This window comes from Mycobacterium sp. Root135 (assembly GCF_001426545.1).
In the GTDB taxonomy this organism is placed as follows: domain Bacteria; phylum Actinomycetota; class Actinomycetes; order Mycobacteriales; family Mycobacteriaceae; genus Mycobacterium.
The window spans coordinates 1,321,643-1,345,742 of sequence record NZ_LMEZ01000001.1; the positions used below are offsets into that span (position 1 = coordinate 1,321,643).

26 protein-coding genes are annotated in these 24,100 nt (G+C 66.9%); 12 read left to right on the top strand and 14 right to left on the bottom strand.

Annotation, left to right across the window (positions count from 1 at the left end; all coding sequences use genetic code 11):
- Positions 1-15 precede the first annotated feature (15 nt).
- Positions 16-1,065 (top strand): NAD(P)-dependent alcohol dehydrogenase, encoded by a 1,050-nt coding sequence (locus ASD37_RS06405; RefSeq protein WP_056549185.1) that lies wholly within the window; start codon positions 16-18, stop codon positions 1,063-1,065.
- 51 nt (positions 1,066-1,116) lie between these two features.
- Here ASD37_RS06405 and ASD37_RS06410 read toward each other — a convergent pair whose 3' ends face one another.
- Positions 1,117-1,470, bottom strand: a complete 354-nt coding sequence (locus ASD37_RS06410; RefSeq protein WP_056549958.1) for a DUF3349 domain-containing protein — start codon at positions 1,468-1,470, stop codon at positions 1,117-1,119.
- A 157-nt stretch (positions 1,471-1,627) separates the two neighbouring features.
- On the opposite strand from ASD37_RS06410, the gene ASD37_RS06415 reads away from it, so the two are divergent.
- Together ASD37_RS06415 and ASD37_RS06420 are read left to right on the top strand one after the other, a co-directional pair.
- A complete protein-coding gene (locus ASD37_RS06415) occupies positions 1,628-3,226 on the top strand; it encodes an APC family permease (protein ID WP_056549187.1) in 1,599 nt (532 codons plus the stop codon).
- Positions 3,227-3,460: 234 nt separating this feature from the next.
- Positions 3,461-4,219: a YoaK family protein gene (locus ASD37_RS06420; RefSeq protein ID WP_056549189.1), complete on the top strand. Its 759-nt coding sequence runs from the start codon at positions 3,461-3,463 to the stop codon at positions 4,217-4,219.
- 12 nt (positions 4,220-4,231) lie between these two features.
- Here ASD37_RS06420 and ASD37_RS06425 read toward each other — a convergent pair whose 3' ends face one another.
- The 3 genes from ASD37_RS06425 to ASD37_RS06430 form a co-directional block, all read right to left on the bottom strand.
- Positions 4,232-4,441 (bottom strand): hypothetical protein, encoded by a 210-nt coding sequence (locus tag ASD37_RS06425; protein WP_056549191.1) that lies wholly within the window; start codon positions 4,439-4,441, stop codon positions 4,232-4,234.
- On the bottom strand, positions 4,441-4,572 hold the full coding sequence (locus ASD37_RS32495) for a hypothetical protein (RefSeq protein WP_255354801.1): 132 nt from the start codon (positions 4,570-4,572) through the stop codon (positions 4,441-4,443). Before ASD37_RS32495 ends, ASD37_RS06425 begins: the two co-directional genes overlap by 1 nt.
- 111 nt (positions 4,573-4,683) lie before the next feature.
- On the bottom strand, positions 4,684-5,682 hold the full coding sequence (locus ASD37_RS06430; RefSeq protein ID WP_056549960.1) for a LacI family DNA-binding transcriptional regulator: 999 nt from the start codon (positions 5,680-5,682) through the stop codon (positions 4,684-4,686).
- 127 nt (positions 5,683-5,809) lie between these two features.
- On the opposite strand from ASD37_RS06430, the gene ASD37_RS06435 reads away from it, so the two are divergent.
- The 4 genes from ASD37_RS06435 to ASD37_RS06450 all read left to right on the top strand — a co-directional run bounded on the left by ASD37_RS06435 (position 5,810) and on the right by ASD37_RS06450 (position 9,446).
- Positions 5,810-6,715 carry a sugar phosphate isomerase/epimerase gene (locus tag ASD37_RS06435; RefSeq protein WP_056549193.1) on the top strand — a complete coding sequence of 302 codons (906 nt, stop codon included), beginning with the start codon at positions 5,810-5,812 and terminating at the stop codon, positions 6,713-6,715.
- A 12-nt stretch (positions 6,716-6,727) separates the two neighbouring features.
- Positions 6,728-7,747 carry a Gfo/Idh/MocA family protein gene (locus tag ASD37_RS06440; protein ID WP_056549195.1) on the top strand — a complete coding sequence of 340 codons (1,020 nt, stop codon included), beginning with the start codon at positions 6,728-6,730 and terminating at the stop codon, positions 7,745-7,747.
- Between the two features lie 83 nt (positions 7,748-7,830).
- Positions 7,831-8,922 (top strand): catalase family peroxidase, encoded by a 1,092-nt coding sequence (locus tag ASD37_RS06445; RefSeq protein ID WP_056549197.1) that lies wholly within the window; start codon positions 7,831-7,833, stop codon positions 8,920-8,922.
- A complete protein-coding gene (locus ASD37_RS06450) occupies positions 8,919-9,446 on the top strand; it encodes a cytochrome b (protein WP_056549199.1) in 528 nt (175 codons plus the stop codon). Before ASD37_RS06445 ends, ASD37_RS06450 begins: the two co-directional genes overlap by 4 nt.
- Here ASD37_RS06450 and nrdF read toward each other — a convergent pair.
- From nrdF to ASD37_RS06465, 3 genes are all read right to left on the bottom strand, one after another.
- Positions 9,443-10,405 (bottom strand): class 1b ribonucleoside-diphosphate reductase subunit beta, encoded by a 963-nt coding sequence (gene nrdF, locus ASD37_RS06455; protein ID WP_056549964.1) that lies wholly within the window; start codon positions 10,403-10,405, stop codon positions 9,443-9,445. The genes ASD37_RS06450 and nrdF overlap by 4 nt on opposite strands.
- A 113-nt stretch (positions 10,406-10,518) precedes the next feature.
- Complete coding sequence (locus ASD37_RS06460) at positions 10,519-12,033, bottom strand: NAD(P)/FAD-dependent oxidoreductase (RefSeq protein WP_056549201.1); 1,515 nt, start codon at positions 12,031-12,033, stop codon at positions 10,519-10,521.
- 35 nt (positions 12,034-12,068) lie between these two features.
- Positions 12,069-12,806 (bottom strand): TetR/AcrR family transcriptional regulator, encoded by a 738-nt coding sequence (locus tag ASD37_RS06465; RefSeq protein ID WP_056549204.1) that lies wholly within the window; start codon positions 12,804-12,806, stop codon positions 12,069-12,071.
- A 131-nt stretch (positions 12,807-12,937) separates the two neighbouring features.
- Here ASD37_RS06465 and ASD37_RS06470 point away from each other — a divergent pair, with 131 nt between their 5' ends.
- Positions 12,938-14,122 carry an NAD(P)/FAD-dependent oxidoreductase gene (locus tag ASD37_RS06470; RefSeq protein ID WP_056549206.1) on the top strand — a complete coding sequence of 395 codons (1,185 nt, stop codon included), beginning with the start codon at positions 12,938-12,940 and terminating at the stop codon, positions 14,120-14,122.
- Positions 14,123-14,201: 79 nt separating this feature from the next.
- Here the strand turns inward: ASD37_RS06470 and ASD37_RS06475 are convergent, their stop codons facing one another.
- From ASD37_RS06475 to ASD37_RS06485, 3 genes are all read right to left on the bottom strand, one after another.
- Positions 14,202-14,969 carry an SDR family NAD(P)-dependent oxidoreductase gene (locus tag ASD37_RS06475; protein WP_200959750.1) on the bottom strand — a complete coding sequence of 256 codons (768 nt, stop codon included), beginning with the start codon at positions 14,967-14,969 and terminating at the stop codon, positions 14,202-14,204.
- Positions 14,970-15,003: 34 nt separating this feature from the next.
- The gene (locus ASD37_RS06480; RefSeq protein ID WP_056549210.1) at positions 15,004-15,837 is read right to left on the bottom strand and encodes a GNAT family N-acetyltransferase; all 834 of its coding nucleotides are present in this window, start codon (positions 15,835-15,837) and stop codon (positions 15,004-15,006) included.
- 67 nt (positions 15,838-15,904) lie between these two features.
- On the bottom strand, positions 15,905-16,627 hold the full coding sequence (locus ASD37_RS06485; protein ID WP_056549212.1) for a LysR substrate-binding domain-containing protein: 723 nt from the start codon (positions 16,625-16,627) through the stop codon (positions 15,905-15,907).
- Positions 16,628-16,656: 29 nt separating this feature from the next.
- On the opposite strand from ASD37_RS06485, the gene ASD37_RS06490 reads away from it, so the two are divergent.
- Positions 16,657-17,043 (top strand): DUF5997 family protein, encoded by a 387-nt coding sequence (locus ASD37_RS06490; RefSeq protein ID WP_056549214.1) that lies wholly within the window; start codon positions 16,657-16,659, stop codon positions 17,041-17,043.
- Between the two features lie 85 nt (positions 17,044-17,128).
- Here the strand turns inward: ASD37_RS06490 and nrdE are convergent, their stop codons facing one another.
- From nrdE to ASD37_RS06510, 4 genes are all read right to left on the bottom strand, one after another.
- Positions 17,129-19,294, bottom strand: coding sequence for a class 1b ribonucleoside-diphosphate reductase subunit alpha (gene nrdE, locus ASD37_RS06495; protein WP_082569951.1), 2,166 nt, complete (start codon positions 19,292-19,294; stop codon positions 17,129-17,131).
- Complete coding sequence (gene nrdI, locus ASD37_RS06500) at positions 19,264-19,707, bottom strand: class Ib ribonucleoside-diphosphate reductase assembly flavoprotein NrdI (RefSeq protein WP_056549218.1); 444 nt, start codon at positions 19,705-19,707, stop codon at positions 19,264-19,266. Before nrdI ends, nrdE begins: the two co-directional genes overlap by 31 nt.
- A 35-nt stretch (positions 19,708-19,742) precedes the next feature.
- A complete protein-coding gene (locus ASD37_RS06505) occupies positions 19,743-19,985 on the bottom strand; it encodes a redoxin NrdH (protein ID WP_056549227.1) in 243 nt (80 codons plus the stop codon).
- A gap of 579 nt (positions 19,986-20,564) precedes the next feature.
- A complete protein-coding gene (locus ASD37_RS06510; RefSeq protein ID WP_056549229.1) occupies positions 20,565-21,107 on the bottom strand; it encodes an NAD(P)H-dependent oxidoreductase in 543 nt (180 codons plus the stop codon).
- Positions 21,108-21,201: 94 nt separating this feature from the next.
- On the opposite strand from ASD37_RS06510, the gene ASD37_RS06515 reads away from it, so the two are divergent.
- The 3 genes from ASD37_RS06515 to ASD37_RS06525 are packed head-to-tail and all read left to right on the top strand — an operon-like array spanning position 21,202 to position 24,028.
- Complete coding sequence (locus ASD37_RS06515; protein WP_056549231.1) at positions 21,202-21,810, top strand: TetR/AcrR family transcriptional regulator; 609 nt, start codon at positions 21,202-21,204, stop codon at positions 21,808-21,810.
- A gap of 6 nt (positions 21,811-21,816) precedes the next feature.
- Positions 21,817-22,869 carry a DNA polymerase IV gene (locus ASD37_RS06520; protein ID WP_056549233.1) on the top strand — a complete coding sequence of 351 codons (1,053 nt, stop codon included), beginning with the start codon at positions 21,817-21,819 and terminating at the stop codon, positions 22,867-22,869.
- A 10-nt stretch (positions 22,870-22,879) separates the two neighbouring features.
- Positions 22,880-24,028 (top strand): AAA family ATPase, encoded by a 1,149-nt coding sequence (locus tag ASD37_RS06525; protein ID WP_056549235.1) that lies wholly within the window; start codon positions 22,880-22,882, stop codon positions 24,026-24,028.
- Positions 24,029-24,100 lie beyond the last annotated feature (72 nt).

Sequence of the window (24,100 nt, forward strand, 5' to 3'; positions counted from 1 at the left end):
GGGTACGAAGAAAAGATGACTACGACTGTTTCCGCCATCGCCGCCACCTCGGCGACCGAGCCGCTGACCAAGACCACCATCGAGCGCCGTGACGTCGGCCCGCACGACGTGGCATTCGACATCAAGTTCGCCGGTATCTGTCACTCCGACATCCATACCGTCAAGGCCGAGTGGGGCCAGCCCAACTACCCGGTCGTCGCGGGCCACGAAATCGCCGGCGTCGTGACCGAGGTCGGCCCCGAGGTCACCAAGTACAAGGTCGGCGACCACGTCGGCGTCGGCTGCTTCGTCGACTCCTGCCGTGAGTGCGACAACTGCCAGGCCGGTCTGCAGCAGTACTGCACCGGCAAGGGCGGCATGGTCGGCACCTACAACGCGACCGAGCGTGACGGCACCCCGACCTACGGCGGCTACAGCCAGGCCATCGTCGTCGACGAGAACTACGTCCTGCGCATCCCGGACAGCATCCCGCTGGACAAGGCCGCTCCCCTGCTGTGCGCCGGCATCACACTGTTCTCCCCGCTGCACCACTGGGGCGCGGGACCCGGCAAGAAGGTCGCCATCGTCGGACTCGGCGGCCTCGGCCACATGGGCGTCAAGATCGCGCACGCGATGGGCGCCGAGGTCACGGTCTTGAGCCAGTCACTCAAGAAGATGGAGGACGGCCTGCGCCTCGGCGCGGACGAGTACTACGCCACCAGCGACCCGGACACCTTCACCAAGCTGGCGGGCAAGTTCGACCTGATCGTCAACACGGTGTCGGCAACTCTCGACCTCGCCGCGTACATGGGCCTGCTGGCCACCGACGGCACGCTGGTCGAGGTGGGTGCGCCGGAGAAGCCGATGGTGGTGCCGTTCTTCCCTCTCGGTGCGCAGCGCCGCAGCCTGTCCGGTTCGATGATCGGCGGCATCCCCGAGACCCAGGAGATGCTCGACTTCTGCGCCGAGCACGACATCGCGCCCGAGATCGAGGTCATCGCGGCCGACTACGTCAACGAGGCCTACGAGCGCGTGCTCGCCAGCGACGTGCGGTACCGCTTCGTCATCGACACCTCGACCCTGTGATCGCAGGCGTCAACTAGCTCCACACACGTTGCGGCCCAAGCCCTCCGGATGTCATCCCGGGGCTTGGGCCGCTTCGTCGTCCGGTGCCGAATCGCCGATGCCGGACAGCGGCCACCCCGCCGCCGCGAGCTTGGCGGCGACCCGGCGCACGTTCTCCGGGCCCGCGTCGTGGTGAGTGACGTCGGTGATGAAGTGCTCGATCTCGTCGACCGCGATGCCACCGTCCGTGACGGCGGGCGAGTGCGCGGCTGTGAGGTTGCCGACGACCTCCTTGATCTGTTCCTCGGTGAGCGGCGTCGCGCGCAGCAACGCCAGCAAAGGCACCCGGTCGGGCCCCGGCACCCCTTCCGGGTAGCCGGCCCGGAGCCAATTCAGAATCGACGTCAGCAGATTGGTGATTGTCACGGCCCCAGTCTCGAGGCTGAGACCCTCGATCACCAGCACTCTCGACGGTCGACTTCGCCGTTCGAGTTGTCGGATCCGGTGGTGGGTGCGACGCTCTGGAACAGACCGCAGCGTCGCGGACGTCATTTTGCGTTGATTCCGAAGCTTGGAGGCCCTAGTGGGTGCCGATTCCGCAACTACCGATGATCCGGCGGAGGTCCGGGCAACCGGCCTGAAGAAGGGGTCCATCGGCATCGTCGCGGTCATCTTCATGGCCGTCGCCAATGCCGCGCCGATCACCGCGATGACGGGCAACGTGCCCATTGCCGTCGGGTTTGGCAACGGGCTCGGCGCACCGGCCGGATTCCTGTTCGCGACGATCATCCTGACCCTGTTCGCCCTCGGGTACGTCGCGATGGCTCGCCACATCACCACCACGGGCGCGTTCTACGGCTTCATCTCCCACGGCCTCGGGCAGACGTGGGGCATGGCAAGCGGAATGCTCGCCACGTTCGCCTACGTGGTGTTCGAGGGGTCGTTGATCGGCGGTTGCGCGTACTTCGCCAACGACGCCCTCAAGACCATCTTCAACGTCGACGTCCCGTGGGCCGTGATCGCCGTGATCGCGATCGTCGCCATCGCCGCGCTGTGCTACTTCGACATCAGCCTCACCGCAGCCATTCTCGGCATCACGCTCACCGCCGAGGTGCTGATCCTGCTCGCCCTCGCGTTCTCGGTCATCTTCTCCGGCGGCGGTCCCGACGGCATGATGCTGGACCAGACGGTGCTTCTCAACAACGCCTTCGAGAGCCTGCCGGCCGGTGCGTTCGGCACGGCCGCTGCGGCGGGATCGATGGCCATCGGCCTGTTCTTCGCATTCTGGTCGTGGGTCGGCTTCGAGACGACCGCGGTGTACGGCGAGGAGTCGCGCAACCCGAAGAAGATCATCCCGAGGGCCACCATCATCGCGGTGGTCGGTCTCGGCCTGTTCTACACGTTCATCTCGGCCATGGTGATCGCCGGCAACGGCGCCAAGACGTCCGTCGAAACCTCCATCAGCGCTTCGCCTCTCGACCTGTTCTTCAACCTGGTCCAGACCAACCTCGGTGGCGTACTGCTCGACGTCTACAAGGGTCTGCTGGTGATCGGCTCCTTCGCCTGCGCGCTGGCCTTCCACAACGCCGCGTCGCGCTACCTGTACGCACTTGGCCGCGAGGTCCCGTCGGAGAAGATCAAGGCAACCGTCGGCGGCACGCACCCCAAGCACGGCTCGCCGTACATCGCCTCTACGATTCAGAGCGTCATCACGCTGCTGATCGTGCTGTCGTTCGCGTTCTTCACCGCGGTCCAGGTTCCCGACGCCGACGGCACGCCGGTCGACACCCCCACCCTGGTGCCCTACGTCAACGTCTACGGTCTGCTGGCACTGATCGGCACCGCGGCGATCCTGCTGGTGCAGGCCATCTGCTCGGCGGCGGTCATCTGGTTCTTCTGGGTCAAGAAGACCCACCGCGGCAACGTGATCACCACGCTGCTGTGCCCGTTGGTCGGCGGTCTGGCGATGCTGTACGTGGTGTGGCTGCTCTGGGACAACCGTGAATTCGCGGCGGGACTCGCCGCCAAGTCCGACGTGTTCAAGGCAGCTCCGTACATGATCCTGGCGGTCTTCGCGATCGGCCTCGGGTACGCGGTGTGGTTGCGTACCACCAAGCCGGCCGTGTACGCCGAGATCGGCCGCACGGTCATGGAGGATGCGCACGAGCGCAGCGACGCCTGACCTGCCTGACCTGACATCGCTCCAACCGAGATCCCCGCACGCCGCGGCGTGCGGGGATCTCTGGTTTCACCACAATTGCCGTCGGCGTCAAACGTTGGTGCGCAACCCCTTTCGAGACCTCAAATGACAGGTGCTGCCAATTGTCCGGCGCCGCTCTATGTTTCCGTCTGCACGGGATCGGCTACAGGGGTCTCGGCGCGACTGGGTGCCCGCACGTCTCGACCAAAGGACACCATGGCAAGCAAGGCATTTCCGGCCGACGACACGACGAGAATCTTCTTCGCCGTCAGCCTCGCCGTGGTCGCCGGTGTCGCGGACACCATCGGCTTCCTCGAATACGGCCAGCTGTTCATGTCCTTCATGAGCGGCAACACCACTCGGTTCGGCGAGGCGGCCAGCTCCCTCGACTGGGTGGGCGTGGCCCGCTTCGGCTCGGTCATCGCGCTGTTCTGCTTCGGCGCCTTTCTCGGCACCCTGATTGCCGCGTGGTCCGGGCCGTGGCGGCTGTCCACTCTGCTGGTCATCACGGCGCTGCTGCTCACCGTCGGGCTCGTCATGCCCCAAGGCCCCGACGCCGTGCCGCTGCACGCCTACCCCGTCGTGCTGGCCCTCGGCCTGCAGAACGCGACCCTCCAGGACGAGGCAGGCCGAAGCCTGGCACTGACCTACGTGACCGGCACAGTCATCAGGTTCGGCGCCGGGCTGGCGAACATCCTCCTGCACAAGCCTGCGCCGTCATTCTGGATTCAAGGCCCGCTGTGGGCGGGCCTCACGGCGGGCGCGGTCTGCGGCGGCGTGCTGCAACACCACTTCGGAGAGGCGGCGTTCCTGGCGCCCGCGGCTCTCGCCGGCGCCCTGGCGGGGATCGCTCTTGTCATGACGCTGCTGCGGCCCACCAGCCCACTGGTGCTCAACGACTCGGCACCCCAACCGGACGCCGCTCCCGACGCCCCGCCTACGGTGGTGCTCCCGGCAGGGCAGCCCCGCCGTTAGGCCCGGCCGGACTCAGCTGATCCCGACCGCGAAGACGACGACCGCGACGATGCCGAACAGCGCCGCCGCGAACGCCCCTTCGGCCACCGGCGCGAAGATCCGGTAGTAGAGCACCGCACCCGGCGACATCGCCAGCAAGCCGAGCCCGAATCCCAGTAGCGTCAACGGCGTTCCGGGCTCCCTGCCGCGACGAGACATGGCGCGGTCGACCTCATACGACATCAGACCATCCCCCAGCCGAACAGCTGGCTCTGCACGACCAGCGACGCGAACACCAGCCACCCGCCCGTTGGTCCGACCAGCAGCATCAGGCCGACCGTGCGCGGGATGCGGTGGCCACCGAACGTGGCCAACGTCGCCCCCTGGCGCGCCGACCGTCACCGCCGCGACCAAACCCCAGAACAGTCCGCCGACCACTGCGCCGCCGAACACGCCCGGCCGCCACGCGAGCTCACCAGCCATGGTTACGAGGCCCGAGGACTTCCGGTGGTGCCGCGCACCACCAACTTCGGTTCGAGGACGACGTCGTCGTGAAGGTCGCCACTCTCGTCCTCCATCATCTGAACCGCCAGTCGCACCGCGTGTTTGGCGAGGCCCGACGCGTCCTGATGCACCGTCGTCAGGTCGATCAGCGGGTAGTCCGACAGGCGGCTGTCGTCGAACCCGATCAGGGACAGCTCCGACGGCACCTGCACCCCGGACCGGGTGAACACGTCGAGCAAGCCGAGCGCACATCGGTCGTTGCTCGCCAGGATCGCCGTCGGCAGCGGCGATTCCGCGAGCATCGTCCGCGCCGCGTGGGCACCGGCTTCCTCGGTGTGGGCGCCGGCGACCACCCGGGCGACGGCATCCAGCCCGTGACTGCGCATCGCGGCGCGGTAGGCACGTCGCCGCTCGGCCGAACCTGGGCCGCCGCCCCCGTCGACGTGGGCGATGTCGCGATGACCGAGTTCCACCAGGTAGTCCACGGCCTGACGGATCCCCTTGGCGTCGGCGGTGCGCACCGAACTCATCCCGCGAACCAGCGGCTTGCCGGTCACGTCGGCGCCAACCACGACCACGGGCAGACGTTCGGTGAAGCGCTGCAGCGCAAGGCGATCCGACGTCGGACCGAGGAGGATGAGCCCGCCGCACCGATGGCTGATCAAGGACTCGACGGACTCCCCTTCGTCACGGTCGGGCAAGTTGGCCGTCAACAGGACGTCGTAGCCCACGCCTTCGGCGGCCGGGTAGACGTCGGTGACCATCTCGGCGTGAAATGGCTGCCGAATGTCCATCAGGACGCCGACCGTCCGACTTCGGCCGCGGGCCAGCAGTTGCGCTGCCGAGTCCGGGCGGTAGCCGATCTCGTCGGCGACCTCGAGCACCCGACGACGGGTGTCCTCACTCGCGCCGGGTTTGCCGCTGAGGATGAACGACACCAACGTCCGTGACACCCCGGCGCGCACGGCGACGTCAGCCATGGTCGGTCGCTGGGTGGCCACGGGCAGTCCCCTCACTGTGACGCTTGACACGTCTCGGTCGTCGCGTTCATAGTAGACCTCACGCGCGTTACTAACGCGCTTTAGCACCGAAAGGACTGGCACCACGATGAGCAGCATCCTGGTCGGATCGGCCCCCGACTCCTGGGGCGTCTGGTTTCCCGACGACCCAAACCAGACCCCCTACACCCGCTTCCTGGACGAGGTCGCCGCCTCGGGCTACGAATGGATCGAGTTGGGCCCCTTCGGCTATCTGCCCACCGACCCGGCGAAGCTGTCCGACGAACTGGCCGCGCGCAACCTCAAGTTGTCGGCCGGCACGGTGTTCGAGCACCTGCACCAGGACGATTCGTGGGACTCCGTGTGGACGCAGATCGAGGACGTCGCCAAGCTCACCGCGGCCGTCGGCGGCAAGCACGTCGTCGTCATCCCCGAGATGTGGCGCGACCCTGCCACCGGCGCCGTGCTCGAGGACCGCAACCTGACAGAAGAGCAGTGGGCCAAGAAGACCACCGGCATGAACGAGCTGGGCAAGGCCATGTTCGAAAAGTACGGCGTCCGTGCGCAATACCATCCGCACGCCGACAGCCACGTCGACACCGAGGAGAACGTCTACCGCTTCCTCGACGGCACCGACGGCGAGTTCGTCAACCTGTGCCTGGACACGGGGCACATCAGCTACTGCGGCGGTGACAACATCGCCATCATCGAACGGGCCCCCGAGCGCATCGGCTACCTGCACCTCAAGCAGGTCGACCCGGTGGTGCGCGCCAAGGTCGAGGCCGAGGATCTGCCGTTCGGCGAGGCCGTCAAACTCGGCGCCATGACCGAGCCGCCACTGGGCATCCCCGACATGCCGCCGCTGCTGGCCGCGATCGACCGCCTCGGCATCGACGTGTTCGCGATCGTCGAGCAGGACATGTACCCCTGCGCCGTCGACGCACCCCTCCCCATCGCGCAGCGCACCCGGAACTATCTCGGGTCGTGTGGCGTACCGTCCGTTCGCTTCAGCTAGGAGTGCAAGAGCATGTCTGACTTGAGAATTGCCGTCCTCGGCGTCGGAATGATGGGTGCCGACCACGTCGCACGCATCGGTTCCAGAATCGCCGGTGCCCGGGTCACCGTCGTCAACGACTTCGTGACCGAGAAGGCCGAGCGGCTCGCCGCGACCATCCCCGGCTGCCGCGCGGTCGCCGATCCCCTCGACGCGATCGCCGACGGAGACGTCGACGCCGTCATCCTCGCCACCCCCGGCACCACCCACGAGAAGCAGCTGCTCGCCTGCCTGGAACACGGCAAGCCGGTGATGTGCGAGAAGCCGCTGACCACCGACGTGGCGACGTCACTGGAGGTGGTCAAGCGCGAGGCCGAGCTCGGAAAGCGGTTGATCCAGGTCGGTTTCATGCGCCGCTTCGACGCCGAGTACGTGGCGCTGAAGGGACTGCTTGGCGGTGGCGAGCTCGGCACGCCACTGGTCATGCACTGCGTGCACCGCAATGCCGAGGTGCCGCCGAACTTCGACAGTTCGATGATCGTCAAGGACTCACTGGTGCACGAGGTGGACGTGACGCGCTTTCTGTTCGACGAGGAGATCACCTCGATCCAGGTGATCAAGCCCGCCGCCAATCCCAATGCGCCCCAGGGTCTTCAAGATCCACAGATCGCCATCTTCCAGACCGCCTCCGGCAAGCACGTCGACGTCGAGGTGTTCGTCACCACCGGCGTCGCCTACGAAGTCCGCACCGAGGTCGTCGGCGAGCGTGGCAGCGCCATGATCGGTCTCGACGTCGGGTTGGTGCGCAAGAGCGCCCCGGGGCACTGGGGCGGTCAGATCACGCCCAGCTTCAAGGAACGGTTCGGCCCGGCCTACGACGTGGAGATCCAACGCTGGGTCGACGCCGTCCGCTCCGGGGTGAACGTCGATGGCCCTGGCGCGTGGGACGGGTACGCCGCGGCGGCCGTGTGCGCGGCCGGCGTCGCCTCGCTCGAGTCGGGCCTGCCCGTCGCCGTGGAGATGGTGTCGCGCGACTCGATCACGGGCGCCTGACCTCGAGACCCCCCTGCTAGCAGGGGGGCGGGGCGGCGGCTAGCGGTGATTACAGCGCGGCGGCGGGCTCGAATGATGAGGGAATGGCTGGAGATCGCTCCAAACCCGTGGTGAACTGGCGCGGCACCACGGTCACCCGGCGTTCGATTGTGGCCGGGCTCGGTGCCGTCGGCGCGTTCGTCGCCGTCGACCTCGGCTCCGTCGCATTCGCGAACGGGTGGGTCGGCGGCGGCGGTGCGTTCACCCGGCAGACGTTCATCGACGCGTTCCGCACCGTCTACGGCAATCATCCCGGCTTCCGCAAGAACCATGCCAAGGGCGTGGCCGTCACCGGCTACTTCGACGGCAACGGCAACGGGGCCGAGTTGTCGTCGGCCGCGGTCTTCGGCTCGGGACGGACGGTCGTGACGGGCCGGTTCTCGTTGGCCGGCGGCAACCCGTTCATGGCCGATGCGCCGTCGACTGGGCGCGGTCTCGGGTTGGCATTCGGCCTGCCAGGCCCCGGCCAATGGCGCACCGCCATGCTGAATCTGCCTGTCTTTCCGGACAATACGCCACGCGGGTTCTACGACCGGACCCTGGCGTCGAAGACCGTCGCCGGCACCGGCAAGCCCGATCCCGCGGCGATGGCCACCTTCCTCGCCGAGCACCCGGAGACCGCGGCCGCGATGGCCGTCATCAAGAAGCACCCTCCGACAACGGGTTTCGCCGACAGCACCTTCTCGAGCCTGAACGCGTTCTTTCTCGTCGACGCCGCCGGCCACCGCACCCCGGTGCGGTGGTCGTTCCAGCCGATGCAAGCGGCGCTGCCCTCGAAGGCGGGTGACGACGGGCTGTTCGACGCGCTGGTTCGTCAACTGCGGGCGGGCCCACTCAGTTGGCGACTGCACCTGGTGGTCGGCGAACCGTCGGACCCGTTGACGGACGCCACGCTGCCGTGGCCGCCCGACCGGCGGGTCGTCGACGCCGGAACACTCACCCTGACCGCTGCGGAGACCGAAGCGCCGGGCAACGCCCGCGACGTCAACTTCGACCCCCTGGTCCTCCCGCCGGGCATCGAACCCACCGACGACCCGCTGCTGAGCGCCCGGTCCTCGGTGTACGCGGCGTCCTACCGGGCTCGCACCGGCGAACCGAAGTCGGCGTCAGCCATCCAGGTCGGAGACGTGTCATGACAACCCGCTTCCCGCTCCGAACGCGAGTGTTGCACTGGCTCACCGCGATTCTGGTGTTCACCGCGCTGCTCGTCGGGTTCGTGATGGTGAATTCGCTGGGGTCCTACGCGGCGTTGGTGGGCGTGCACATGACGTTGGGCGTCGCCATCCTGGCGATCGTCGTGATCCGCGCGGCCAACCGGTTCACCCATCGCACTCCCCCGCTGCCGGACACCGTCAGCGGGTTCGAGCACAAACTCGTCGTCGGGTCGGAGCTGTCGATGTACGCGCTGCTGCTGGCGCAACCGCTCGTCGGCTGGGCGATGGTGTCCGCGGAGGGCCTGCCCGTGAAGGTGTTCGGCTCGCTGCGGCTGCCGCGCATCGCACCCGCCGACGCCGACACGTTCTTCCTGCTGCGGCAGACGCATTCGGTACTGGCGTACCTGTTGGTGGTCGTCATCATCGCGCACGTCAGCGCCGTGCTACTTCACACGCTGACGCTGCGAGACCGGATGCTCTCGCGGATGACGTTCGGTCGGGGCTAGAAGTCCCAGTCCTCGTCGGTGGTGTTGACGGCCTTACCGATGACGTAGCTCGACCCCGAGCCGGAGAAGAAGTCGTGGTTCTCGTCGGCGTTGGGGCTCAACGCCGACAGGATCGCCGGGTTGACGTCGGTCTCGTCCTTGGGGAACAGCGCCTCGTAGCCGAGGTTCATCAAGGCCTTGTTGGCGTTGTAGCGCAGGAACTTCTTGACGTCCTCGGTGAGCCCGACCCCGTCGTACAGGTCCTGGGTGTACTCGACCTCGTTGTCGTAGAGCTCGAAGAGCAGCTCGTAGGTGTAGTCCTTCAGCTCGGCCTTGCGCGCCTCGTCGGCCAGCGCCAGACCCTTCTGGAACTTGTAGCCGATGTAGTACCCGTGCACGGCCTCGTCGCGGATGATCAGCCGGATCATGTCGGCGGTGTTGGTGAGCTTGGCGCGGCTGCTCCAGTACATCGGCAGGTAGAAGCCGGAGTAGAACAGGAAGCTCTCCAGAAGTGTGGAGGCGACCTTGCGCTTGAGCGGATCGTCGCCCTTGTAGAAGTTCATCACGATCTCGGCCTTGCGCTGCAGGTTCGGGTTTTCCTCCGACCAGCGGAACGCCTCGTCGATGTCGACCGTCGAGCACAGCGTCGAGAAGATGTTGCTGTAGCTCTTGGCGTGCACCGACTCCATGAACGCGATGTTGGTGTAGACGGCTTCCTCGTGCGGCGTGATCGCGTCGGGGATCAGGCTCACGGCGCCGACGGTGCCCTGGATGGTGTCCAGCAGCGTCAGGCCGGTGAACACCCGCATGGTCAGCTGCTTCTCGTGCTCGTTCAGCGTGCCCCAGGACGGGATGTCGTTGGACACCGGAACCTTCTCCGGCAGCCAGAAGTTGCCGGTCAGGCGTTCCCAGACCTCGGCGTCCTTCTCGTCGGGAACGCGGTTCCAGTTGATGGCGGAGACCCGGTCGATCAACTTGATTCCATCAGACACTGTGAACCCCAATTCGATGCGTTGCGATGAGCTCCCATGACACTACAACTGGGGTGTGACAACGCGTGGCAGCACAACCACTTGTGGTTGGCGTGTCGTGGTCAGCGTCCGATGAATCGGTACTCCGAGCGCTTGAACCGCCTGGTCGCCAGCCAGTACTGCCAGGTCATGCCGCTCCACAGCACCCGGTTGACGCCGTGGGAGTCCAGGTACCAGCTGCGGCACCCCCCGGTGTTCCACACCGTCTTGGCCAGGCCGTCCTGCAGGTCGCCGTTGAACGCGTCTTGCGCGGCGCGTGTCGGCGCCACCGCCTGGGCACCGGACTTGTCGACCGCGGCGATCGCCTGGGCGACGTACCGGATCTGGGCCTCGATCATGAACACCACCGAGTTGTGGCCGAGGCCGGTGTTGGGACCGAGCAGGAAGAACAAGTTCGGCATGTCGGCGACCGCCACGCCGCGGTGCGCCTCGACGCCCTCGCGGTTCCACCGGTCCACCAGGTCCTCGCCGCCGGGCCCGGTGACGTCGACGTAGGAGTACGAGTCGGTGACGTGGAAGCCGGTCGCGAACACCACCACGTCGACCGGGTGCTCCACGCCGTCGAACGTGACGATGCCGTCGCGCGTCATCCTCGTGATGCGTTCGGTGATCACCTGGGTCTTGGGGTTGGCGATGCCGCGGTAGTAGGTGTCGGAGTTGAGGATTCGCTTGCACCCGGCCCGGTAGTCGGGAGTCAGCTTGCGGCGCAACGCCTTGTCCTTGACCGACCGTCGAATGTTCCACTTGCCAAGCAGCGCACCGATTCTGAGCAACTCGGGCTGCTTGGTCATGCCGAAGCCGACCACCTCGTGCAGCCAGTAGATCGCCACCCGCATCGCGGCCCTGGTACCGGGCACCTCGGTGAACGTCCGCCGCACCCATTCCGGCAGTGCGTTGTTGGGGCGCGGCATCACCCATGGTGGCGTGCGTTGGTAGACCTGAAGTTCGGCGACGTCCTTGACGATCTCGGGGACGAGCTGGATGGCGCTGGCGCCGGTGCCGATGACGGCAACCCGCTTGCCGGTGATGTCGACCGAGTGGTCCCACTGCGCGGAATGGAATGCGGCGCCGCTGAATTCGTCGGCGCCCTCGATCTCGGGGATCAGCGGGATGTGCAGCGCGCCGGCCCCCGAGACGAGGAACTGGGCGACGTACTCCTGCCCGTCGGCGGTGAACACGTGCCACCGCATCTCGGCGTCGTCCCACGTGGCCCGCTCGACCCGGGAGTTGAACCGGACGTACCGGCGCAAGCCGTACTTCTCGGCGACGCCCTTGAGGTAGTCGAAGATCTCGGGCTGCAGGGACCACATGTGGGTCCAGTCGGGCTTGGGCTCGAACGAGAAGGAGTACATGTGCGACGGGATGTCGCAGGCGCAGCCTGGGTAGGTGTTGTCCCGCCAGGTGCCGCCGATGTCGTCGGCCTTCTCGAGGATGACGAAGTCCTCGAAGCCGAAGCCCTGCTTCTGCAGCGCGATCGCCATCCCGAGGCCGGAGAAGCCACTGCCGATGATGACGGCACGGGTGCGGACGGGGCTCTTCTGCGCCGCAACGGCGCCCGCCTCTTCGGCAATGGTCATGCCGCCACGATACCTGGGAACGCAGGTACCGGGTATCAGGCCACAGTCTCGCGGCGGCGGACACCCTCGTGCAGCGGAAGGGCGGGATCGATCTTGATGCCGATCAGCTCACACGTGCCGTAGATGGCCGCCATCATCATCGTCGTCATGTGCGCCACGAACTGCTCCGGCGGCATCCGTCGGGGGCTGTCCGGCCCGGGACCGAGCCACCACTCGGTGGCCGCCGCAGCGGAGCCGAACGTCGTGAACGCGGCCAATTCCATCGCCGCCCCGTCGAGTTCCATTTCGCGGAGTTCGTCGTTGAACATCGCAGCCATCGCCAAGGTGACGTCGCGCCCCTCGTTGAGGGCCCGCATCGCCTCGGTCTGCTCGGCGAATCGCCCCTGGATCAGGAACCGGCACACGTTGGGATGTTCGTCGACCAGGTGGACGTACTTCTCGACGCTGCGGAAGATCACCTCGCGGGCCGGATCGGTACCGACGTCGATCGCGGGAATGATGGCCGCCCACAACATGTCTCGCAGTCGCTCACCGATCGCCTGGAACAGGTCGGCCTTGTCGGTGAAGTGCCGGTAGATCTTCGGCTTGGCGGTGCCCGCCTCTTCGGCGATCTCGCGCAGCGACAGCTCGGGACCGAGCTTGTCGATCGCGCGGAATGCCGCGTCGACGATCTCGGCGCGGACCTTCTTGCGATGCTCACGCCAACGCTCGCTACGGGCGTCGACCTTCACTCCCGGCGGGGTGCCCGGAACGGGCCGAGAGGGTCTGCGCACGGACTCACTGTACAAGCTGAACGGTGCTGACCTGCCAAGACCGCGCCGTCGCCCCGCGCGCGGCACGTGTCAGCCGCCCCGCGCGGGTAGCATCTGGAGCCGATATACCCCAGCTATACGAGACGAGACTCATGACGCAGCGGTACGACCTGGTGATTGCCGGCGGAGGGCCGTCCGGCGCCGCCGCAGCATGGCAGGCAGCCCAGACGGGTGCCAAGGTAGTCGTCCTGGACAAGGCCGAGTTCCCGCGCGACAAGCCGTGCGGCGACGGTTTGACCGCTCGCGCGGTCAGCTACCTCCAGAAGATGGGCCTCGCCGAGGAGGTCGACAAGTTCCACCGGGTCAACCGGGTGACGGTCTTCAGCCCGTCGCAGTGGGAGCTGTCGTTCCCGACCCGCCCCGGGATGCCGAACCACGGCTACGTCGCACCCCGGCCCGTCCTGGACACTTTGCTGCTTAAGCACGCCGAGAACGCAGGCGCCGAGATCCGGCAGTCATGTGAGGTGACGGGTCCCGAGCTCGACGCCACCGGGCGCGTCGTCGGCGTAGTCCTCAAGGGCGGCGAGAAGGTCTACGGCGACGCGGTCATCGCGGCCGACGGCGCCTACTCCCCCATCAAGCGAGCCCTGAAGATCGACTCGGAGTACAACGGCTATTCGGCGATCGCGATCCGCGCCGAGATGCCGGCCAACAAGCCAGACTCCGATTCCCTCGACATCTATCTCAACCTCAAGTTCAACGGCGACCAACTGCCGGGCTACGCGTGGGTGTTCCCGTTCGGTGGTGGCCGCATCAACATCGGCCTCGGCTACGTCAACAGCTACAAGGACTGGCAGAAGATCAACGCCACCCAGTTCATGGGCGAGTTCATGCAGACGCTGCCCCGCGAGTGGGGCCTGCCGCCGATCGAGGAGCTCAAGAAGGACAAGTTGGTGCGGGCCTGGCGGTTGCCGATGGGCTTCACCGCGTGGCCGCCGTGGCGTCCGGGCGTCCTCTTCACCGGCGACTCGCTCGGTGCGGGCAAGCCGGCCTCGGGTGCGGGCATCTCGAAGGCGCTCGAATCAGGCCTCGCCGCGGGTGAGTGTGCGATCGCGGCCCTGACCAACGGTGGGCCGGACGACTTCACCAACTACGCGCAGCGGATGGAAGCCGCCTGGGGCAAGGAGTACCGGCGTGGCCGCTACTTCCACAAGCTCGCGGGCATCCCCGCCGTTGCGAACAACGGCATCAAGCTGATCGACAACGCGTTCTTCCGCGACCGCATGCTCAAGTCGCTGTACAAGAAGGAACAGGGCCCGCAGCACAAGGTGAAGTAAGCCTGGGTCCGTCCCGCCGAGTGTGAATTTCACGACGCGACACTCCGATGACGCGTCGCGGGAGTCACACCGCGACGCGTCAGAGGGCGGTGTAGCCGCCGTCGATGACGATCGACTGGCCGACGACGTACGCCGACGCGTCACTTAGCAGGTAGACCGCGAGCGGGCCGAGCTCGTGCGGCTCCCCCATCCGGCCCACCGGCGTGTGCGCCATCCACTCGGCGAATTGCTCCGGTGAGTTCCGCGGCACGCCGAGCGTCTGCTCCGATGCGAAGTAGCCCGGCGAGATCGAGTTGAGCCGGATTCCCAGCGGCAGCCACTCCACCGCGAGGCTCTTGGTCAGCATCGCGACGCCGGCCTTGGACGCGTTGTAGGCGGCCTGGTCTTGCGGGCGGTTCACCCGCAGGCTCGACATCGAGGCGATCGTGACGGCAGAGCCGGTCTGACCGGCGTCGACCAGGCGCCGCGCGAATGCCCGGCACACCAGGAACGTCCCCGTCAGGTTGACGTCGACGATCCAACGGAACCGCTCGGGGGTGATGTCCATGGCGCTGGTGGTGTCCGCCACCCCAGCCGCGTTGACCAAGGCGTCGACGACCCCCAGGCGATCGGCGACCTCGGCGAAGGCCGCCTCGACCGACGCCTCGTCGGTGACGTCGGCGGTTACCCCGACGACGTCGGTGCCGGTGGCGGCGCCCAGCTGGGCGTCCGCGTTGTGGACTTCGTCGCGCACGTCGAGGAGGGCGACCCTGGCCCCCGCCCGGGCGACGGCCTCGGCCATCGCCAGGCCGAGGCCGCGCCCGCCTCCGGTCACCAGTGCCACGCGTCCTGCCAAAGTGGAGTCCATTGAACCCATCTTGGCCGACGTGCCGTGGTACGGGCTACGCCGTGAACGCGTACTGCACGTTCTCCCCGACGGGCACGAAGCCGAGCCGCCGGTAGACCCCGTTGGACACCGGGTTGGCGTCGTCGGCGAACAGCACCACGTCACGCGCACCCCGACTCCAGGCCTGCCGCACCGCCTGCGCGGTGACCGCGGCGCCGTAGCCGTTGCCCCGGTGCTGCGGCGCGGTGTACACCGGACCGATCCGCGACATCCCCATCAGGCAACCGTGCACGCGAGCCATGGCGACCGGCTCACCGTCGACGGTCCACAGCACCACCCGCCAGCCCGCGTCGGCGACATCGCGGAACACGCCGCGCCGGGCCGCTGGATCGGGCGTCGCGTCGAACGCCTCGACGAAGAACGCGTCGAACCACCCGGCGAGCAGGTCGGTGTCATGGTCGTCGGCAACCCGCGGCTCACCGGCGACACCGACCGGTGGGACCAGGTCGCCGAGGCGGTACAGCGTCTCCTCGAACGAGGTCGTGACGGTCGCGCCGGTGGCTTCAGCCCATGCTTGACTGAATGCCGCTGCGGTACTTGGTGTTCCGCGGATCGCGGGCAGATCGCTGCGCACGGGTGCGAGCGCGGCGGCCGACTCCTTGGCCAAGGTGGGCGGCAGCCCGTTGACCAGCAGCACCGAATCCCTCATCTGCAGAGCGGCGCCCACGGCACCGTCGCAGTCATGAGCGGCCAGCAGCAGGTGACCAGCCGGCCACGCGGAGGTGCGCAGGGTGGTCAGCTCGGTGGTGAACCGGACCGGGTCCCGGCGGTACACCCAGCGGGCCACCGGGCCGAAGCCGTCCGGCGTCGCGTACAGGTGAACGTTCATGCCTACGAGGGTGAAGCACTCGGCGCGCTAATTCCACTGATTTATCGGCCGTTTGGCGCGCCGCGCGTCAGCCTCGACCGCGCTTGGTCGGACCCGGCTTGCGGGCAATCTTGCCGGCGGCGGCGCGCGCGGCCTGCTTGGCGAGCGTCTTCTCCCGCGCGGTGCGCTTCGGCGCCGGTTCGGCTTGCCCGCGCGACGAACTGGGTTTGCGGCCGCGCACGATGCCGATGAACTCGGCCACCAATGCCGACTGCTCGCCCTCGGGGATGGCGAGGGCCACGGGACAGGTGGGCGCGTCGGCGATCGGGCGGTAGGTGAGGTCCTTGCGGTGGTGTAGCCGTGCCAGCGACTGTGGGACGACGAGCACTCCGACGCCGGCCGCCACCAGTTCCGTTGCGTCTTGTACGGTTTCGGGCCGGTGCTCGACCGGGACGCCCGGCGGCGTCGGCCAGGTGACGACGTCGTCGAGCGGGCGAAGCACCGGCTCGCCGTCGAGGTCCGCCACGGTGACCGTGTCCGCGGCGGTGAGCAGGTGATCGGTCGGCACCACGACGACGGTCGTCTCGTCGTAGAGACCGATGAGGGCCACGCCGGACGTGTCGACCCGCGGCCGAAGCAACGCCACGTCCACGTCACCGGACCGCACAGCATCGACGGCGCCGGCCGCGTCGACGGTCTGCAGTTGCAACCGGATGTCGGGATGGCGGTCCGCCCAGGTTCGGGCCCACTTCGCAGGTGTCACACCGGGGACGTACCCCACTGTGAGCGAGGACGGCGAGGATGAAGCCACGGCCTCAGGCTACCGATAGGCTCTGCATCATGAGCAGGCCGAACGCGCAATCCATGAAACCCGCCACCGCGGCGAAGAAGCTCGACGTGTACCTGCCGGCGACGCCCGCGGAGTTCCAGGAGAACGCGATCACCCGGTCCGAGCTCGCCGCCCTGCAGGAGGATCCGCCGCAGTGGCTCAAGGATCTCCGCAAGAACGGGCCGCACCCGAAGAACTTGGTGGCCCTGAAGCTGGGTGTCTCGATCGCCGGTCTGGCGCGCGGCGGCGTGACCGAGGCGCTCACCACCGAGCAGATCACCGCGCTGCTCGAGGAGAAGCCCGACTGGCTGGTCGCCGAACGCGAGAGCTTCCAGGCCGTGCTGCGCGAGGAGCGACGCGTGAAGGCGCTGCACGAGGATCAGGCGCGCGAGGGCTGATCCCAACTGGTCGACCCCCGAACGTGAAAATGGCGACGCAACTCGCGAGAGATGCGTCGCCAGATTCACTTTCGGCGGTGGTGCGTCACAACATGCAGCTGACGCAACCCTCCACCTCAGTCCCCTCCAACGCCATCTGGCGTAGGCGGATGTAGTACAGCGTCTTGATGCCCTTGCGCCAGGCGTAGATCTGGGCCTTGTTCACCTCACGCGTAGTGGCGGTGTCCTTGAAGAACAGCGTCAGCGACAGGCCCTGGTCCACGTGCTGGGTGGCCGCGGCGTAGGTGTCGATGATCTTCTCGTAGCCGATCTCGTATGCGTCCTGGTAGAACTCGAGATTGTCGTTGGTCAGATACGGCGCCGGGTAGTACGCCCGGCCGATCTTGCCTTCCTTGCGGATCTCGATCCGCGACGGCACCGGGTGGATCGACGACGTCGAGTAGTTGATGTAGGAAATCGACCCCGTCGGCGGCACGGCCTGCAGGTTCTGGTTGTAGATGCCGTGCGTCTGCACCGACTCCTTCAAGCTCCGCCAGTCGTCCTGGGTCGGGATGTGGATGTCGGCCTTGGCGAACAACTCCCGCACACGTTCGGTCGCCGGCTCCCACGCCTGCTCGGTGTACTTGTCGAAGAACTCCCCCGACGCGTACTTCGACTTCTCGAACCCACCGAAGCGCGTGCCGCGCTCCATCGCGATGCGGTTGCTCGCCCGCAGTGCGTGGAAGAGCACCGCGTAGAAGTAGATGTTGGTGAAGTCGATGCCCTCTTCGGAGCCGTACATGATCCGCTCGCGAGCCAGGTACCCGTGCAGGTTCATCTGCCCCAGCCCGATGGCGTGAGAGTCGTTGTTGCCCTGCTCGATCGACGGCACCGACCAGATGTGGGTCTGGTCGCTGACCGCGGTGAGTCCGCGGATCGCGACCTCGATGGTCTGGGCGAAGTCCGGCGAGTCCATCGTCTTGGCGATGTTGAGTGACCCGAGGTTGCACGAGATGTCCTTGCCCACCTTGGAATACGACAGATCGTCGTTGAATTCCGAGGGCGTCGACACCTGGAGGATCTCCGAGCACAGGTTGCTGTGGGTGATCCGGCCCTCGATCGGGTTGGCCCGGTTCACCGTGTCCTCGTACATGATGTACGGGTAACCGGACTCGAACTGCAGCTCGGCGAGGGTCTGGAAGAACTCCCGCGCCTTGATCTTGGTCTTGCGAATCCGTGCATCGTCGACCATCTCGTAGTACTTCTCGGTGATGGCGATGTCGGCGAACGGAACGCCGTAGACCTTCTCGACGTCGTACGGCGAGAAGAGGTACATGTCCTCGTTCTTCTTCGCCAGCTCGAACGTGATGTCCGGGATGACGACGCCGAGGGACAGCGTCTTGATGCGGATCTTCTCGTCGGCGTTCTCACGCTTGGTGTCGAGGAAGCGGTATATGTCGGGATGATGCGCCTGCAGATACACCGCGCCGGCACCCTGACGGGCGCCCAGCTGGTTGGCGTAGGAGAACGAATCCTCCAGCAGCTTCATGATCGGGATGACACCCGAGCTCTGGTTCTCGATGTTCTTGATCGGTGCACCGTGCTCGCGAATGTTGCTCAGCAGCAACGCAACTCCGCCACCACGCTTGGACAACTGCAGCGCCGAGTTGATGGAACGCCCGATGGACTCCATGTTGTCCTCGATGCGCAGCAGGAAGCAGCTGACGGGCTCGCCGCGCTGTTTCTTGCCGGAGTTGAGGAACGTCGGGGTGGCCGGCTGGAATCGGCCGTCGATGATCTCGTCGACGAGCTGCTCGGCCAACGTCGTGTCGCCGGCGGCCAGCGTCAGCGACACCATGACGACGCGGTCCTCGAAACGCTCGAGGTAGCGCTTACCGTCGAACGTCTTCAGCGTGTAGGACGTGTAGTACTTGAACGCGCCGAGGAACGTCGGGAAGCGGAACTTCTTGGCGTACGCGCGGTCCAGCAGCGACTTCACGAAGTTGCGCGAGTACTGGTCGAGCACCTCGCGCTCGTAGTACTCCTTCTGCACCAGGTAGTCGAGCTTCTCGTCCTGGTTGTGGAAGAAGACGGTGTTCTGGTTGACGTGCTGCAAGAAGTACTGGTTGGCGGCTTCGCGATCCTTGTCGAACTGGATCTTGCCGTCCTTGTCGTACAGGTTCAGCATCGCGTTGAGCGCGTGGTAGTCGGTCTCGCCCGGGAGTGCGTGGACTCCGGTGGTTACAGGTTCTGCAGTGACGGTTGGTGACACGTCTGGTCCTTCCAGAAATCGGCAAGCCCCGCGCGGACGGCGAAGACGTCGTCCGTGGTGCCCATGAGTTCGAAGCGATAGAGGTAGGGGACGCCGCACTTGCGTGAGACGACGTCACCGGCGTAGCCGAATTCGGCACCGAAGTTGGTGTTGCCCGCGGCGATGACGCCGCGGATCAACGATCGGTTGTGTTCGTCGTTCAGAAAGGCGATGACTTGCTTGGGGACGTAACCGCCGGCGTCCGGATCGGGTCCGTTGGCGTGTCCGCCGCCGTAGGTGGGCAGAACCAGCACGTACGGTTCGGTCACCTGGATGCGGTCGCGGAGCGGGATGCGGATCGCGGGCAGCTCCAGCTTCTCGACGAAGCGGTGCGTGTTCTCCGAGACGCTGGAGAAGTAGACGAGACTCCCCATCACGTCTCCTCTCCTACCCGCCGGGTTCTTCTCTGTTACGCCGTGGCTGCGACGGCGCCGGACAGCTGCTTGATCCGGTCCGGACGGAAGCCCGACCAGTGGTCGTTGCCCGCGACCACGACGGGGGCCTGCAGGTAACCCAGCGCCATGACGTAGTCACGCGCCTCGGGCACCTCGGTGATGTCCACGACGTCGTAGGCGACGCCCTGCTTGTCGAGCGCCTTGTAGGTGGCGTTGCACTGGACGCATGCGGGCTTGGTGTAGACGGTGACGGTCATTGGTGGGCTCCCCTCAGCGAAACGATGATCAAGCATGTGGCGTGTCTCCTACACAAGCGTCTCGCACGGCACCGACAAGACCTCATCTTGGCGCAATCATCAATATGTTCAACACCTCACCGAAGGGATGACTTCCCGGCTGGGGCGGATGAACTAGTCCTGAGTTGAGCCTGTGACGCTTCGTTGCTTGGCACTAGATGTTGTGTCCAACTAGTAGAGCACATACAAGATGGCCCTAATGACACAAATGAAATTTCGCCTGGTCGTTGCGGTGTGTCGCGGAATTTCCGGCGTGTTATTCACAACGACGCCCGTTCCTGTTAGTGGAACGCCCCTCCCTGTTAGTCGAACGCGTCCCGGCAGACGCGAAGCGAACGCTCTCCCTCAGCGGTCCGGAAACGGGGGTGGTTCCTCAGTCGAGTAGCAAAGCGCGAGAAACGGCCACCACGGAGTCAGTGGATGCAAGGTGAGTGGCCATGTCCACCCCGGGCGAGCACACCACGGGACACCCGTAGACGACGAAACCGCCGGCGAACCCCTTTCGGGGCTCGCCGGCGGCCTGGTCGTGGTGAAGCGCCGTCAGCCGACTTCGGCGGTCAACTTCTCCACCACTTCACGGACCTGCTGGACCACGTCGGCGTTCTCCCGCGGGTGCTTGCCGTCGAAGATCCCCGCCGGCAGCGACAGCTTCACGTCCTCGACGACCTTGGGTCCCGCCACGCCAAAGGACTTGCGCGTCTCGTCGTGCGCCCAGACTCCGCCGTACTGGCCGAGCGCCGTGCCGATGACGGCCAACGGCTTGCCGTTGAGCGCCCCGGCACCGTAGGGCCGCGACAGCCAGTCGATCGCGTTCTTCAGCACACCCGGGATGCTGCCGTTGTACTCCGGCGTCACGACCAGCGCGGCATCCGCTTCCGCCGCGGCCAGGCGCAGCGCCTGCACGACCTCGGCCACGCCGTCGCCGTCGACGTCCTCGTTGTAGAACGGCAGGTCGCCCAACCGGTCGAACAGTTGCAGCGACACACCCGCTGGAGCCGTCTCGCTCGCCACTTCGGCCAATTGCCGGTTCAGCGAGGCCGCCCGCAGGCTGCCGACCAGTACCAAAACCTTCACGTCTGTCATGTCCGTAGAGCTCCCTTCGGTTGATTCGCCACGATCCTCTCACAGCTCAACTGGACCGCAGTCCGATTGATTCCGGCTGACGTAAAGTGCAGGGATGAGCATCGGCGACGGCCTGATCGGACTACCGGTCACCGATTCGGCGCCGGTCGAGCGCGGTGACGCCGCCCGCAACCGCGCGCTGCTACTGGCCGCCGCCCGCCGCCTGATCGAAGAACGCGGCGCCGACACCGTCACCATGGACGACGTCGCCAATGCCGCGGGCGTCGGCAAGGGCACCCTGTTCCGCCGCTTCGGCAGCCGCGCCGGTCTGATGGTCGTACTCCTCGACGAGGCCGAGAAGACCGAACAAGCGGCCTTCATGTTCGGTCCCCCGCCGCTGGGGCCCGGCGCTCCCCCGCTGACCAGGCTGATCGCCTACGGACGCGACCGACTGCGGTTCGTCTGGCATCACCGCGTCCTGCTCGCCGACGCCAACACCGATCCGCACATGCGCTTCAACGCACCCGCCACCCTGCACCGCACCCACGTCCGCATGCTTCTCGCCTCCGCGGGCACCACCGGCGATCTCGACGCGCAAACACAGGCGCTGCTGTCGCTTCTGGACCCCGACTACGTCACCCATCAGGTCGAGGATGTCGGGCACGATCTCGATCGACAGGGTGACGCGTGGGAGAGCTTGGCGCGCAAGCTCTGCGGGAGCTAGTGCCCCATGGCGTGGGTGCTACACGTCGACCTCGACCAGTTCCTCGCGTCGGTCGAACTGCGGCGGCGCCCCGAGCTCGTCGGCCTGCCGGTGATCGTCGGCGGCAACGGCGACCCGACCGAACCGCGCAAGGTGGTCACCTGCGCGTCCTATGAGGCGCGCGAGCGCGGCGTGCACGCGGGCATGCCGCTGCGGGTGGCCGCCCGCAAGTGCCCCGAGGCGACGTTCCTTCCGTCGGATCCCACCGCTTACGACGCGGCCTCCGACGAGGTGATGGGACTGCTCCGCGACCTCGGTCATCCCCTCGAGGTGTGGGGTTGGGACGAGGCGTACCTCGGCGCCGACGTCGCCGATCCCCACGAGCTCGCGATGAATATCCGCCAGGTGGTCGAGGCGCAGACGGGCCTCTCGTGCTCGGTCGGGATAAGCGACAACAAGCAACGGGCCAAGGTCGCGACCGGATTCGGCAAGCCGGCGGGGGTCTACCGCCTCGACGACGACAACTGGATGGCCGTAATGGGCGATCGGGGCGTCGACCAACTCTGGGGAGTCGGCCCCAAGACCGCGAAACGACTTGCCGCCCTTGGCATCATCACCGTGGGCGACCTTGCCGCCGCCGACGCGGAGCTCCTGGTGTCGACGTTCGGTCCCAGCACGGGGTTGTGGATCCTGTTGCTGGCCAAGGGCGGTGGAGACGCCACCGTCAGCACCGAACCCTGGGTGCCCAGGTCGCGCAGCCACGTGGTCACCTTCGCCGAGGACCTCACCGAACGCGCCGAGATGGACGCGGCCATCGTCGAACTGGCCCGCGAGACCCTCGCCGAGGTCGTCGAGCAGGGCCGCACGGTGGCCAGGGTCGCCGTCACCGTGCGCACCTCGACGTTCTTCACCAGAACCAAGATCCGCAAGCTCGCAGCCCCGGGCACCGACGAGTCCGTCATCCGCGACACCGCACTCTCGGTGTTCGACCGGTTCGAGCTGGATCGGCCCGTACGTCTGCTCGGTGTTCGCCTCGAACTGACGATGCCGGACGCCACGAACGTCACCGCCCCCACCTAACCTCGTCAGCATGTTGCACACCGTCGCCATCCGGGGCTACCGCTCGATGCGCGAGGTCGTGATCCCCCTGACGGGCTTGACGGTCGTCACCGGCGCGAACGGCACGGGCAAGTCCTCGGTGTACCGGGCGCTGAAACTCCTCGCCGACTGCGGCCGCGGGGAGGTGATCGGCTCGCTGGCCCGCGAAGGCGGGCTGGAGTCGGTGCTGTGGGCAGGCCCGGAGAATCCCACCGGCGCGCGACGTGCCGGCGAAGTGCAGGGCACCACGCGCATGCGGCCCGTCGCCCTCGAACTCGGTTTCTCCTCAGACGATCTCGGCTATCTGATCGACCTCGGCCTGCCGCAGTACGCCGGCCCCAAGTCGTTGTTCGCGCGCGATCCCGAGATCAAGCGGGAGATCGTGTTCGCCGGTCCACGACTGCGACCAAGCGCCGCACTGGTCCGTCGGGGTGGTGACTACGCCGAGGTTGCCGACGACGCCGGGCGCGGCTTCACCGAGCTCACGCGCGCGCTGACCACCTACCGAAGTGTCCTCGCCGAATACGCGCTACCCGAGCTCGCCGCCGTACGCGATCGACTGCGCGACTGGCGGTTCTACGACGGGTTCCGCGTCGACGCCGACGCACCGGCGCGACGACCACGGATCGGCACCAGGACGCCGGTGCTGTCCGATGACGGCGGCGATCTGGCTGCCGCGGTCCAGACGATCCTCGAGCTGGGCTCCGGCGACCTACAGCGGGCCGTCGCCGACGCCTTCGACGGGGCCGAGGTGTCCGTCGCGGTGCACGACGGGCTCTTCGAGCTGCAACTGCGCCAACCCGGCATGTTGAGACCGCTGCGCGCGGCCGAATTGTCGGACGGCACACTGCGTTTCCTGCTCTGGGGGGCAGCGCTTCTCAGCCCGCGGCCGCCCTCGCTGATGGTGCTCAACGAGCCGGAGACCTCATTGCATCCCGACCTGGTGGCGCCGCTGGCCTCGATGATCCGCGCCGCGGCGGCCGCCACCCAGGTCGTGGTCGTCACACACTCGCAGATGATGCGCCGACATCTGGACGTCGACGACGCCAGCGAGATCGAGCTCTACAAGGAGTGGGGTGAGACGCGCGTCGCCGGCCAGACGCTGCTCACCACGCCGCCGTGGGAATGGGGCAAGCGCTGACGGCTCGCGTTGTTCGTCACGGCATAAGCGTCCGTTAACCGGGGTCCCGTTCAATCTGCCAGGCACTACACG

Coding starts and splice junctions, on each gene's coding strand:
- ASD37_RS06405 (WP_056549185.1), top strand. CDS start 16: ATGACTACGACTGTTTCCGCCATCGCCGCCACCTCGGCGACCGAGCCG.
- ASD37_RS06420 (WP_056549189.1), top strand. CDS start 3,461: ATGGCAAGCAAGGCATTTCCGGCCGACGACACGACGAGAATCTTCTTC.
- ASD37_RS06425 (WP_056549191.1), bottom strand. CDS start 4,441: ATGTCGTATGAGGTCGACCGCGCCATGTCTCGTCGCGGCAGGGAGCCC.
- ASD37_RS06430 (WP_056549960.1), bottom strand. CDS start 5,682: ATGGCTGACGTCGCCGTGCGCGCCGGGGTGTCACGGACGTTGGTGTCG.
- ASD37_RS06435 (WP_056549193.1), top strand. CDS start 5,810: ATGAGCAGCATCCTGGTCGGATCGGCCCCCGACTCCTGGGGCGTCTGG.
- ASD37_RS06440 (WP_056549195.1), top strand. CDS start 6,728: ATGTCTGACTTGAGAATTGCCGTCCTCGGCGTCGGAATGATGGGTGCC.
- ASD37_RS06445 (WP_056549197.1), top strand. CDS start 7,831: ATGGCTGGAGATCGCTCCAAACCCGTGGTGAACTGGCGCGGCACCACG.
- ASD37_RS06450 (WP_056549199.1), top strand. CDS start 8,919: ATGACAACCCGCTTCCCGCTCCGAACGCGAGTGTTGCACTGGCTCACC.
- ASD37_RS06460 (WP_056549201.1), bottom strand. CDS start 12,033: ATGACCATTGCCGAAGAGGCGGGCGCCGTTGCGGCGCAGAAGAGCCCC.
- ASD37_RS06470 (WP_056549206.1), top strand. CDS start 12,938: ATGACGCAGCGGTACGACCTGGTGATTGCCGGCGGAGGGCCGTCCGGC.
- ASD37_RS06475 (WP_200959750.1), bottom strand. CDS start 14,969: ATGGACTCCACTTTGGCAGGACGCGTGGCACTGGTGACCGGAGGCGGG.
- ASD37_RS06480 (WP_056549210.1), bottom strand. CDS start 15,837: ATGAACGTTCACCTGTACGCGACGCCGGACGGCTTCGGCCCGGTGGCC.
- ASD37_RS06490 (WP_056549214.1), top strand. CDS start 16,657: ATGAGCAGGCCGAACGCGCAATCCATGAAACCCGCCACCGCGGCGAAG.
- nrdI (WP_056549218.1), bottom strand. CDS start 19,707: ATGGGGAGTCTCGTCTACTTCTCCAGCGTCTCGGAGAACACGCACCGC.
- ASD37_RS06505 (WP_056549227.1), bottom strand. CDS start 19,985: ATGACCGTCACCGTCTACACCAAGCCCGCATGCGTCCAGTGCAACGCC.
- ASD37_RS06510 (WP_056549229.1), bottom strand. CDS start 21,107: ATGACAGACGTGAAGGTTTTGGTACTGGTCGGCAGCCTGCGGGCGGCC.
- ASD37_RS06515 (WP_056549231.1), top strand. CDS start 21,202: ATGAGCATCGGCGACGGCCTGATCGGACTACCGGTCACCGATTCGGCG.
- ASD37_RS06520 (WP_056549233.1), top strand. CDS start 21,817: ATGGCGTGGGTGCTACACGTCGACCTCGACCAGTTCCTCGCGTCGGTC.
- ASD37_RS06525 (WP_056549235.1), top strand. CDS start 22,880: ATGTTGCACACCGTCGCCATCCGGGGCTACCGCTCGATGCGCGAGGTC.